The sequence below is a fragment of the Pseudomonas sp. genome (assembly GCF_050739995.1).
Classification (GTDB): Bacteria; Pseudomonadota; Gammaproteobacteria; order Pseudomonadales; family Pseudomonadaceae; genus Aquipseudomonas.
The window spans coordinates 1-11,359 of the sequence record NZ_JBOICG010000555.1; the positions used below are offsets into that span (position 1 = coordinate 1).

At 61.2% G+C, this 11,359-nt stretch carries 12 protein-coding genes, 2 pseudogenes and 1 riboswitch; of the genes and pseudogenes, 7 read left to right on the top strand and 7 right to left on the bottom strand.

Annotated features, from left to right (window positions below):
* Positions 1-29 precede the first annotated feature (29 nt).
* The gene (gene ptrR, locus ACRESD_RS18300; RefSeq protein ID WP_431752207.1) at positions 30-902 is read right to left on the bottom strand and encodes a putrescine utilization regulator PtrR; all 873 of its coding nucleotides are present in this window, start codon (positions 900-902) and stop codon (positions 30-32) included.
* A gap of 103 nt (positions 903-1,005) precedes the next feature.
* Between ptrR and ACRESD_RS18305 the strand changes: the two genes are divergently transcribed.
* The gene (locus tag ACRESD_RS18305; RefSeq protein ID WP_431752208.1) at positions 1,006-2,388 is read left to right on the top strand and encodes an aldehyde dehydrogenase family protein; all 1,383 of its coding nucleotides are present in this window, start codon (positions 1,006-1,008) and stop codon (positions 2,386-2,388) included.
* 152 nt (positions 2,389-2,540) lie between these two features.
* Here the strand turns inward: ACRESD_RS18305 and ACRESD_RS18310 are convergent, their stop codons facing one another.
* A complete protein-coding gene (locus ACRESD_RS18310) occupies positions 2,541-2,846 on the bottom strand; it encodes a protealysin inhibitor emfourin (protein WP_431752209.1) in 306 nt (101 codons plus the stop codon).
* Between the two features lie 14 nt (positions 2,847-2,860).
* A complete protein-coding gene (locus tag ACRESD_RS18315; protein WP_431752210.1) occupies positions 2,861-3,922 on the bottom strand; it encodes a M4 family metallopeptidase in 1,062 nt (353 codons plus the stop codon).
* A 129-nt stretch (positions 3,923-4,051) separates the two neighbouring features.
* On the opposite strand from ACRESD_RS18315, the gene ACRESD_RS18320 reads away from it, so the two are divergent.
* The 4 genes from ACRESD_RS18320 to ACRESD_RS18335 all read left to right on the top strand — a co-directional run bounded on the left by ACRESD_RS18320 (position 4,052) and on the right by ACRESD_RS18335 (position 8,116).
* Positions 4,052-4,996 (top strand): DNA/RNA non-specific endonuclease, encoded by a 945-nt coding sequence (locus tag ACRESD_RS18320; RefSeq protein WP_431752211.1) that lies wholly within the window; start codon positions 4,052-4,054, stop codon positions 4,994-4,996.
* Between the two features lie 36 nt (positions 4,997-5,032).
* Positions 5,033-5,227, top strand: a riboswitch (cobalamin riboswitch).
* Positions 5,228-5,343: 116 nt separating this feature from the next.
* Entirely contained in the window at positions 5,344-6,354 is a 1,011-nt protein-coding gene (locus ACRESD_RS18325; protein WP_431752212.1) for an ABC transporter substrate-binding protein, read from the top strand.
* Positions 6,351-7,355: a FecCD family ABC transporter permease gene (locus ACRESD_RS18330; RefSeq protein WP_431752213.1), complete on the top strand. Its 1,005-nt coding sequence runs from the start codon at positions 6,351-6,353 to the stop codon at positions 7,353-7,355. The genes ACRESD_RS18325 and ACRESD_RS18330 overlap by 4 nt, the downstream gene beginning before the upstream one ends.
* Entirely contained in the window at positions 7,352-8,116 is a 765-nt protein-coding gene (locus tag ACRESD_RS18335) for an ABC transporter ATP-binding protein (RefSeq protein WP_431752214.1), read from the top strand. The genes ACRESD_RS18330 and ACRESD_RS18335 overlap by 4 nt, the downstream gene beginning before the upstream one ends.
* A 124-nt stretch (positions 8,117-8,240) precedes the next feature.
* On the opposite strand, the gene ACRESD_RS18340 is transcribed toward ACRESD_RS18335, so the two are convergent.
* Entirely contained in the window at positions 8,241-8,810 is a 570-nt protein-coding gene (locus tag ACRESD_RS18340; RefSeq protein ID WP_431752215.1) for a nucleotidyltransferase family protein, read from the bottom strand.
* 432 nt (positions 8,811-9,242) lie between these two features.
* On the opposite strand from ACRESD_RS18340, the pseudogene ACRESD_RS18345 reads away from it, so the two are divergent.
* Positions 9,243-9,449 (top strand): annotated as a pseudogene (locus ACRESD_RS18345) (DUF6124 family protein); the annotation flags it as partial.
* A gap of 3 nt (positions 9,450-9,452) precedes the next feature.
* On the opposite strand, the gene ACRESD_RS18350 reads toward ACRESD_RS18345, so the two are convergent.
* Entirely contained in the window at positions 9,453-9,686 is a 234-nt protein-coding gene (locus tag ACRESD_RS18350) for a hypothetical protein (protein WP_431752216.1), read from the bottom strand.
* Between the two features lie 95 nt (positions 9,687-9,781).
* Positions 9,782-10,522 (bottom strand): BPL-N domain-containing protein, encoded by a 741-nt coding sequence (locus tag ACRESD_RS18355; protein ID WP_431752217.1) that lies wholly within the window; start codon positions 10,520-10,522, stop codon positions 9,782-9,784.
* A gap of 120 nt (positions 10,523-10,642) precedes the next feature.
* Between ACRESD_RS18355 and ACRESD_RS18360 the strand changes: the two genes are divergently transcribed.
* Entirely contained in the window at positions 10,643-11,098 is a 456-nt protein-coding gene (locus ACRESD_RS18360) for a VOC family protein (protein ID WP_431752218.1), read from the top strand.
* 17 nt (positions 11,099-11,115) lie between these two features.
* On the opposite strand, the pseudogene ACRESD_RS18365 reads toward ACRESD_RS18360, so the two are convergent.
* Positions 11,116-11,359, bottom strand: a pseudogene (locus ACRESD_RS18365) (histidine kinase); the annotation flags it as partial.

An 11,359-nucleotide genomic window follows, 5' to 3' on the forward strand; every position in this document is an offset into this window, starting at 1 on the left:
TCGGGAGCAAGCCCCCTCCCACATTTAATCTACGGCGCGACCAGATTGCGTTCCTCAAGCAGCCTTACAAAACTATTCAAACTCTGCGACACCGTCCCCCGCCGCCAGATCAGCCATGTATGCAAAATGCGGAAGTTATCTGTCAACGGCCACACACTCACCGCCGCAAACCCCGGCATGCTTTCCAGCATGCTGCGTGGCATCAGTGCCAGGCCGGCTCCGGCGCTGACGCAGGCGAGCATGCCGTGATAAGACTCGATCTCGAAGATCTTGCCCGGCACCGCGCCATCCTGGGAAAACCAGCGCTCCAGGTGATGCCGGTATGAGCAGTTCGAGCGGAAGGTGTAGATGCTCTCTCCGTTCACATCCTGCCCCCGTGTGATCGGCGTGTGATGCAGCGGTGCAATCACCACCATCTCCTCCTCGAACACCGGCACCCCTTCCAGCGTGGCGTGCAACAGCGGCCCATCGACAAATGCCGCCGTCAGCCGCCCCGACAGCACCCCCTCGATCATCGTGCCCGACGGCCCGGTACTCAGGTCCAACTCGACCTTGGTGTGCTTCTGGTTATACGCCGCCAGTAATGCCGGAATACGCACCGCCGCCGTGCTTTCCAGGGAGCCGAGGGCAAACGTGCCCTGGGGCTCCTCCCCCGCCACCGTCGCCCGGGCCTCCTGGACCAGATCGAGAATGCGCCGCGCATAGCCGAGGAAATTCCAGCCGGCCGGTGACAGGCGCAAGCGGCTCTTCTCGCGGATAAACAATTCCACGCCCAGGTCCTGTTCCAGTTGCTTGATACGCGTGGTCAAGTTCGACGGCACGCGATGAATCAACTGTGCGGCAGCGCTGATGCTGCCCTGCTCGGCAACGGCCTTGAAGATTTCCAGCTGCACCAGATCCAAATCATTCTCCAATCGTGAATGTATTGCTTAATATTATTCAGTTTATGAAAAACATACATCCCCGTAGGCTGAACCCATCCCACTCATTCAGCAGGACGGTGCCATGAACGCGACTACCCACGCCCTCTCGATCAACCCCACCAACGGCGAAACCGTCGGCAGCTACCCATACGAAACCGAGTCGCAGCTGAATGCCGCCCTCGATCGCTCCACCCGTGCCTTCCACACCTGGCGTCGCCAACCGGTCAGCCAGCGCGCCGAGTTGCTGCTGGCCCTGGCCGCCGCCCTGCGTGAGCAAGCCGAAACCATGGCGCAGATGATCACCCTGGAAATGGGCAAACCCATCGCCCAAGCCCGCGCTGAAATCGAAAAGTGCGCCCAACTCAGCCAATGGTACGCAGCCCAGGGCCCGGCCATGCTTGCCCCGGAACCGACCTTGGTGGACAACGGCAGCGCGCAGATCGAATACCGCCCACTGGGCCCGATCTTCGCCGTGATGCCGTGGAACTTCCCGGTGTGGCAAGTGCTGCGCGGTGCCGTGCCGACCTTGCTGGCCGGTAACACCTACGTGCTCAAGCACGCGCCCAATGTGATGGGCAGCGCCTACCTGATCCAGCAAGCGTTCCAGAAAGCCGGCTTCGCCGAAGGCATTTTTGAAGTGGTCAACGTGACGAACGAAGGCGTCTCCAAGGCCATCGCCGACCCACGCATCGCCGCCGTCACCCTCACCGGCAGCGTGCGCGCCGGCATCGCCATCGGCTCTCAGGCCGGTGCCGCGTTGAAAAAATGCGTGCTGGAACTGGGCGGTTCCGACCCGTTCATCGTGCTCAACGACGCCGACCTCGACGCTGCCGTGCAGGCCGCCGTGATCGGCCGTTTCCAAAACAGTGGCCAAGTCTGCGCCGCCGCCAAGCGCCTGATCATCGAAGAAGGCGTAGTAGCTGCGTTCACCGCCAAATTCCTCGAAGCCAGCCGCACACTGGTGATGGGCGACCCAACCGCAGCCGACACTTACATCGGCCCGATGGCACGCGTTGACCTGCGTGAAGAGCTACACGGCCAGGTCCAGGCTACCCTGGAAGAAGGCGCGACGCTGCTGCTGGGCGGCAACAAAGTGCCCGGTGCCGGCAACTACTATGAGCCGACCGTATTGGCCAACGTCACCGACCAGATGACTTCGTTCAAACAGGAACTGTTCGGGCCGGTGGCATCAATCATCACTGCACGCGATGCCGACCACGCTGTGGCCCTGGCCAACGACAGCGAGTTCGGGCTGACGGCGAGCCTCTTCACCACCGATGCGGCGAAGGCGCGGGACATCGCCAACCAGTTGGAAACCGGCGGGATCTTCGTCAATTCCTTCAGCGTCTCCGACCCTCGAGTAGCGTTTGGCGGGATCAAAAAGAGTGGGTTCGGCCGCGAGCTGTCGCACTTCGGCGTACGGGAGTTCTGCAACGCACAGACCGTCTGGCTGAACCGCCAATAACCCCTGTAGTGAGCGGGCTTGCCCCGCGCTGGGTGGCGCAGCCGCCCTAAACCCAGACACCTTGGTCTTCCTGAAACACCGCAGCGTCTTTGTTGGGGTGGCTTCGCCCCCAGCGCGGGGCAAGCCCGCTCACTACAATCAAGAAGCGAGTATCAGCAGCGAATATGCCGCCGCACGCACTGCACCAATCCGTCCAGCGCCTGAGACTTCACCGGCGCGAGCACACACACCGTGTGTGCTCGCGTGCCTTCCGTCACCGTCAGGGTGTAATGCACCTGGCCTGGATTCCCGGGCGCTGGAGCGGTACTTTGTGGCAACTGAAAAAAGTCTGACGCGGCGATCAGCTGCCGCAACTCCTGTTGATCCTGCTCGGGTAGCGTGTCCAGTTCCACCGTACGCGGTTGGGCCAGGCCCGGAAAAAAACCAGGCCCGCCGATTTCCTTGATCGAAATTTGCATGACTGTTCCTCACCTCAGACGGAAATACCGACCGCTTTCCAACCGTCCTTGACCGCCTTCTGCTCATCCTTGTTCACGCCGTAAAGACGGCCGGCCACATCGTAAGTAATGCGCGCAAAGCGCAAGAACCCCGAGTTGGGCCGAAGCCGCGCATCACGCAACGCGTCATACCAGATGCGCCCCGCACGTTCCCAGGCGAACCCACCCAATTGAGTCGCTACCTGATAGAACGCATGGTTGGGAATACCGGAATTGATATGCACCCCGCCATTGTCCTCGTAGGTCTGGACAAAATCATCCATGTGCCCAGGTTGAGGGTCCTTGCCCAGCAGTTTGTCGTCAAAAGCAGTGCCGGGAGCCTTCATTGAACGCAGTGCAGTGCCTTTGATTTTTTTGGTAAACAGCCCTTTGCCAATCAACCAATCGGCGTCCTCGGCCTTTTGCTTCAACGCATATTGCTTGATCAGTGAACCGAACACGTCCGACAACGATTCGTTCAATGCCCCGGACTGGTTGAAATACATCAGCTTGGCCTCATCCTCGGTGACGCCATGGGCCAATTCATGGCCAATCACGTCAAGGGCTACCGTGAACCGGTTGAACAACTGGCCATCCCCATCCCCAAACACCATCTGGGTCGAGTTCCAGAACGCGTTGTTATAGCTCTGGCCAAAATGGACGGTTGCGTCCAACGCCATACCGGCATCGTCGATGGAATTGCGGTCGAAGACCTGGTCAAAAAAATCGAAGGTGGCGCCCAGGCCATCATAGGCCTCGTCCACCGCAGCATCACCACTCTCGGGCTGCCCTTCACCACGGATCAGCTTCCCTGGCAGGCTATCGGTACCCTCGGCGCTGTAGATCGAACGCTGTTTCTCGGCGCCCATGGCCAGGGCCTGCTGGGCCGGGCTCTTGGCGGGCACCGCGACCATCCGCAACGAGCGGAATGTGCTGTCCTTGGCACGGGTACGCAGCGCGACATCCCGTTGCGCCTTATTACCGTGGCGCGCGATCTGGTCGAGCATGTAGGGCGGAATCAAGCAGAAAACAGGGTTACGCAAATGGCGATCACACATTGGCTGGCTCCTTTTGGCGTGCGGTGAACGTCCGGGAGACTGTTTCAGGATAGCCCCCGAGGGTTAACGCGTACCTTCAATTGTCATCAAGCTATGTTGCAGTCGCGTTTATCCGAGGAGGACTCACCGATGCCAGCACGTAAAGCCAAAATCGACCTTGCCCACCGCCCCAGACTCGGCGATTTACGCCCGCTGATCATGCCCAGCCCCAGCCTCATGGAAGCCAGGGCGGCGGCGCCTCGCGCTACCTCGGCCAAAGACTTGAAGGACCGGCGCGGCTACGCAGACGATTTTCTCGGCAGCTTCGTAGTGCCATGGCCGACGGTGGAGGAAACCCTCGCGGGTGACGTTCAGACACTGGGCGGTGGCGGCCAGCGCCTGGACTACACGCACTTCTCGGTGACGATGTCCCGCTCCAAACGGCTCGCACTGTATGTGGGCGTCAATATCGACGGAGGCCGGTCGGTAGACATCATCCGCCGCAACGACAGCTGGGCCTACGATGGTCGCCTGCCCAACAGCGCCCAGGTGGGCGACGAGCTGTATGCCAAGAACGGCCTGGATCGTGGCCATCTGGTGCGCCGACAAGACCCCAATTGGGGCGACGACGCCCAGACCGCCAACGCCGACACCTTCCATTTCACCAACTGCTCGCCACAGATGAGTGGGTTCAACCAGAAGACCTGGCTGGAACTCGAAGATTACATTCTGGACAACACGCAACGCTGGAAAGCCCGCGCCACGGTGTTTACCGGTCCGGTGTTTGCCGCGAGTGACCGTGTGTACCGAGGCGTTCAAATTCCCCAGGCGTTCTGGAAAGTCGTCGCCTACCTCAACGACGACGGCAAACCCTCTGCCAGCGCCTACATGATCGACCAAACCCGCGAACTGGATCAGCTCGACCTGGTATTCGGTCAACTCAGGACCTACCAGCGCAGCGTGATCCAGATAGAGCGCCTGACCGGCATCCGCTTCGCCAACCTGGCCGACTACGATGGTTTCAGCAACGAAGAACGCGCCACCGGTACGCGGATCGAAGCGCTGATCCAAGGCCCTGAGGACATTCGGGTCTGAACGGGCGCACCTTGGGCTATGTCGCCTCGTCCTGATCGACTACCATACCGCGCCGGTTCCCAAACGGGACTAATAGGGAATCCGAAGCGCGGTCCCATCGCGTCAATCGGAACTGCCCCCGCAACTGTAGGTGCTGAGCCTGCTCCACACTGCCACTGAGCCATGCTCGGGAAGGCCGGAGCAAGGCGACGACGCATCAGTCAGGAGACCTGCCGGCCCAGCTAGATCACTAACCGGCGGGGTGTCCGGGAAGGACATCCTTGCCCTGCCCCATCGGCAGCGTTCATGGCTGTATTTCCAATACCGTGCCTCCCCAGCTCCTTGTACGGTTCAAACGGAGATGCCCCATGCTGCCACGCGTTACCGCCCTGCTCACCGGCGTAGGCTTCTGTGCCTTGGCCCAGGCCGCGCCCACCCACTTCCCACTGACCGTCGAAAACTGTGGCAGCCACCTCACCTTCCAACAAGCTCCCGCCCGCAGCGTGACCATCGGCCAGGCCGCCACCGAAATGCTCTACGCCCTGGGCCTGGCGGACAAAGTGGTCGGCACCTCGTTGTGGTTCAACAACGTACTGCCTCAATTCAAGGCGCAGAACGACAAGATCGAGCGCTTGGCCAACAACGAGCCGAGCTTCGAAGCCGTGATCGCCAAGCGCCCGCAACTGGTAGCCGCCGAGCTGGAATGGGTGGTCGGGCCGCAGGGCGTGGTCGGCACCCGCGAGCAATTCCATGAACTGAAAATCCCCACCTACCTGCTGCCCTCCGACTGCGAAGGCAAGGACAACCTGGTGGGCGCCGACGGCACGCGCCTTGAGCCGTTTCGCATCGAGACGATCTATAAAAGCATCAGCCAACTGGCGCAGATCTTCGACGTACAGGACCGCGGCCAGCAACTGAACGACGCGCTCAAGGCACGCCTGGCCAAATCGGTCGCCACCGCGCAGGGCAAAGGCCTCAAGCAAGCCAGCGCACTGGTGTGGTTCTCCAGCGCCGAAATGGCCAGCGACCCGTACGTGGCCGGTCATAAAGGCATTCCGGAGTTCATGCTGGAAACCCTGGGCCTGCACAACGTGGTGCAGTCCGATGAAGAGTGGCCCGCCGTCGGCTGGGAAACCCTGGCCAAGGCCAATCCGACCTTCCTGGTGATCGCCCGCATGGACCGCCGCCGCTACCCCGCCGACGACCATGAAAAGAAACTCGCCTTCCTGCGCAGCGACCCGGTGACCCGCAACATGGACGCCGTGAAAAACAACCGCATCATCATTATTGACGCCCTGGCCCTGCAAGCCAGCATCCGCATGTTCGATGGCCTGGAACAACTGGCCGGCGCGATCGACGGCTACGACCTGCCCCAATGATCCGTACCCTGCTCGCCCTCACCCTGCTACTGCTCGCGGTCCTTGCTGGCGTGGCCATCGGCGAAACCGCCATCGAACCGCAGGTGGTGTTGCAGGTGCTCGCCAACAAACTGTGGGCGGCCGGCTATGTGCTGGACCCCATCGACGAAGGCGTGGTGTGGAACTACCGCCTGACCCGTGCCCTGGTTGCCGCCGCCTGTGGTGCGGGGTTGGCGACCTGCGGCGTGATCTTGCAGTCGTTGCTGCGTAACCCCCTGGCCGACCCGTACCTGCTCGGCATCAGCGCCGGTGCGTCAACTGGCGCCGTGCTGGTGGCGTTGATCGGCGTGGGTGGCGGCTTGATTTCGCTGTCGGCGGGCGCGTTCGTCGGCGCCATGGCGGCGTTTGCCTTGGTGATTCTGCTGGCCCGCGCCAGCGGTTCGGCCAGCGGCACCGGGCAGATCATCCTCGCCGGTATTGCCGGTTCGCAGTTGTTCAATGCCCTCACCGCCTTCCTGATCACCCAGTCGGCCAGCTCCGAACAGGTCCGCGGCATCATGTTCTGGCTGCTGGGCAACCTCAGCGGCGTGCGCTGGCCCTCCGTGTGGCTGGCGGTGCCCGTGGCGGTCTTGGGCCTGGCGGTGTGCCTGTGGCATCGCCGTGCGCTGGATGCATTTACTTTTGGCACGGACTCGGCGGCGTCCCTCGGCATCCCGGTGCGCCGCGTGCAGTTCGTGCTGGTGGGTTGCGCGGCGCTGGTGACGGCGGTGATGGTGTCGATTGTCGGCTCCATCGGCTTTGTCGGGCTGGTCATTCCCCATGCCGCGCGCCTGCTGCTGGGCACTGGACATTCGCGCTTGCTGCCGGCCAGCGCCCTGGGCGGCGCGCTGTTCCTGATTGCGGCAGACGTACTTTCACGCACCTTGATCAAAGGCCAGGTGGTTCCGGTCGGGGTGGTCACAGCATTGGTGGGCGCGCCGGTGTTTGCGCTGATCCTGATCGGTCGGAGGAACGCGCGATGAGTGTCTTGAGTTGCACCGGTCTGGGTTTCAAAGTGCGTGAGGCCCCGTTGCTGCATGACATCCACCTTGACGTTCAGTTGGGCGAAACCCTGGGCATCGTCGGGCCGAACGGCTCCGGCAAGTCCACCCTGCTCAAGCTGCTCGCCGGCTTGCGCGCACCGGCCAACGGCGAAGTACGGTTGGGCGGCCAGCCCCTGGACAAACTGTCGCGCCGCGCCATCGCGCAGCAACTGGCGCTGGTGGAGCAACAAGCCGACACCGACGACGCCATCCGCGTGTTCGACGCTGTGGCCCTGGGGCGCACGCCCTGGCTGTCGGCACTGAGCCCGTGGTCCAGCGAAGACCATGCCATCGTAAGTCAGGCACTGCATGACGTAGACGCCACCCACCTGGGCCAACGCGCCTGGCGCAGCCTCTCCGGCGGTGAACGCCAACGCGTGCACATCGCCCGCGCCCTGGCACAACGCCCGCAGATTCTGCTACTGGATGAGCCAACCAACCACCTGGATATCCAGCATCAACTGGCAATCTTGAAAGGCGTGCAAGCGTTGCCGGTGACCACGCTGATTGCCCTGCATGACCTCAATCAGGCACTGACCTGCGATCGCCTGGCCGTGCTGGATCGCGGGCACTTGGTGGCGCTGGGCAAGCCGCTGCAGGTACTGACACCACAACGCTTGCAGGACACGTTCGGGGTACAGGCGCATTACCTGACGGACCCGTTCGACGGAGCGCAGATCCTGCGCTTACGCCCAAGTTGACTGACGGAGCACCGCTCAGATGTGGGGCAGGCAACCTATTCATTGGCAGTGCCGCCGCCTTCGCAGCCTCGCTAAAGCTCGACAGCTCCCACAGAGGTCCTGGAGAGGACACTTAGGGAATAGTTCACCGCAGATTTTCATCAATGATCCTGAGCCACGGCCAGCGCGCCTGATAACTGCGCGCCTTCTGCACGAACAACTCAGGCTCCGGGTGCAGGGGGTTAATCCGCAGTACGCCCTGCTCTACATCCGCCAACCCATACGGCGCATACACCTCACCCGTCTCAATCTCCAGCCCGATACACGTGCCCGCTACCAGGTAACGGTCAACGCCCTGCCTGGCCGAGTGCAGCTGCGGATAAGGCCGGCCAAACCGCTCGGCGTACCACAGGTGAACCCGCGCCTGGTTCTTGACCTCGACGTTGACGCCCAAGTCCTGAAACAGCTGCTCAGCGGCGCGGATCACTTTGTCTTCAGCCTCGTAGGACAGGTCGGTATCGAAGTAAAAAACGTCGTAGTCCTTTACTCCCTGAGCGGCGGGAAGGTTTGATTGATAATTCCACACCGCCTGGAACAGACAGCCTGCCGTGAGCATGCATTGGGCCACGCCGAGGTCAGGCAGGCGCGCGGTGATTTCGGCGTTGATGGGGTTGGCCATGGCCAGTTCGAGCAAGGTTTTGACGGTCAATGTCATGGTGGTTCCTTCATCTACGGTGTAAGCGACCGACTCTAACCCACCCATGATGACAGTCCCCCTTAAGCCAGTTGACTGTTTAGCCCCTGGAAGGAATGGAGGCGACAAAACCCTCTAGCCACTCAGTGGATGTGTGCAGCTTTTCGTTCTCCAGCCATAAGAGTCCGATATCCAGCCACTTCAACAGTTTTTCAGTCTCACTATCAGGCCGTGTCGGCAACACAATCGCGGTATGACAACTCTCCGAAGGGCCTATAAGCCGGTGCCAATAGGAGAAGACCTGCCCAATCGCCATCCGAATTTGCGATGGATCTGCGCTGCTCTTCACCTCGATCAGTAAATCGTCCTTGGGCCCCTTGTATTTTTTGACCAAGATATCGTAACGGCAGTCCTTAGCTCGCCCCTCAAGAAGGTTCCAGCCCGCCAGGATTCTTTAGCGTCACTCCCGACACCAGTACTGAAACCCTCATCACCAACAGCTACGAAACCTTCACCTCCGTCAGCCTCCTGCTGCTCGACCTGTTCGAAGACCTCAGCAGCAAGCACCGCGACACCGCTTTGGCCATCCACCAACTGAGCGAACTAGGCGTACTTCTCACCGCCAAACTCCTTGACCGCGAAGCGCCCTGCCCCAGCTGACGATCAGCCCTTCAACTCAACTGCCCGATTGCCCGCCGCGTCATCGTAGGCCACATACAACGACTCGGCGATCTGGCTTTTGATGGCTTTGGTGGATTCCAGCCCCAGCACGAAACCTTCAGCCTTGCCTCCGGCGCGGTTGAGTTCTTCATGGGTGGAGGCACCAGTGATGGCATCCAGGAGTTTGGCGGCGTGAGGGCCTACGCCCTTGGGGAGGGAAATTTGGTCGATGGACATGGCGATACCTATAAGAAGAAGGATCGGTAGCGCGTGGAACCACTGCCGGGGTTGGCATGGTAGACCTGTTTGGAAAAAAGTTCTGCTTTCCAGCCCTATCGCTCGACTTCACGCACCAACACCCCAAACAACTCCCCCCGCGGCCTCTCACCTACCTCAATCCCCGCCTTCTCAAACCACTCCCGCCCCGCCTCTGGATGTGGCCCGCTCAACACCACTACGCCCTTCTCGTACGTATACCGTGCCGCCGCCACATCGCCATTCCGATAAGTCGCAATCGTCGTATAGGGTGACGCCGCATCAGCCGGCGGAAAGTAAGGCCCATCCTGATAAAACACGTTATCCGGTTGCCCATCCCACACCACCCGCACCGCCGCATCATCAACCCCTTTCCCTTCAAACCCGGGCCGTCCCGCTTCGGAGTCCAGGTCTTGCGGTATCAAACCCAGGTTGCTGTCATCCGCCAGGTAAGCTCCCATGCACAGCCCCAGGTAGCGCCCACCCTTGGCCACATAGTCACGAATGGCTTGCGCCCGAGCATCGCCCAGGCTGGCCAGGGCGCCGGGAATGTCCTGGCCGCCACCGGGTTGCACATAGAGGTCATAGCGGGCGAGATTTTGCGGGGTGATGTCGATCGACTCTTTCGCGCCGACGAAGTCAATGTGGTAGTTCGGGTTGAGGTGCAACAGGGCGGTTTTGACGTTTTCAGAGCAGTCATCACAACCCGCCGGGCCACGGTAGATGGCGACGTGGCTGATGGTGGGCGCCGCCTGTGTTGGAGACGGCTGCAATGCGGCGAAGGCAAGTAATGTTGAGGCAACGGCACGTAGCTTCATGGTCACGAGTTCACGAAAAAGGGATGCGCGTGAATACGCTAGCTCGAACGGCGTGGGGAATACGTTAATAGTTGTAAATCGGCTACTGTCGCGTAAATCAACATTCAACCGGGGCAAGCCATGGAGCTGAAGTTCAGTCACGTCGATGTATTGGTAGAGGATCTCGAAGAGGCCTGCGCGTATTACGCGAAAATCCTCAAGGCCAGGATCTCCACCACCCAAGTGTGGGAGCGCGGTGGTTTGCATGTGCGCTATGCGGTAGCGCTGATGGGCCAGGAGCGTTTCATGCTGGTGCAACCGCTGGCGGGAAACCTGCGGGAGCTACTGGATGCGCACGGCGAAGGCATGATTTACCGGCATTGCTACACAACGCCCGATATCGAGGTGGCCTATGCCGAGTTGGTCGCAGAGGGGGTCCAGCCGCAGGATGAGAACGGCCAACCATTGGCCCTGGAGGATCTGCAGTCACCATCCGGCACGCGCATCATTTGGCTGCCCAAGCGCTTTGGGCATTTCTCTGTCGAGATCTTGGAGGAGCAAGGCCTGGAAGCCTTTATCGCGCGCGTGTTTGCTTGAACAGCCTGGGGCGGACCTTATCGCCCCAACAGCTCCCTGACCCGCCCCCCTAGCCCCTCCACCGCAAACGGCTTCGTCAACACACCCATTCCCGCCGCCAGTTGCCCATAACCCATCACCGCGTTTTCGGCGTAGCCGGTAATGAACAGCGTCTTCAAGCCTGGCCGCAGCGTCATGCCCGCTTCCGCCATCTGCCGGCCATTCATCCCGCCCGGCAACCCGACGTCGGTCACCAGCAAATCAATGTGCACGTCCGACCTC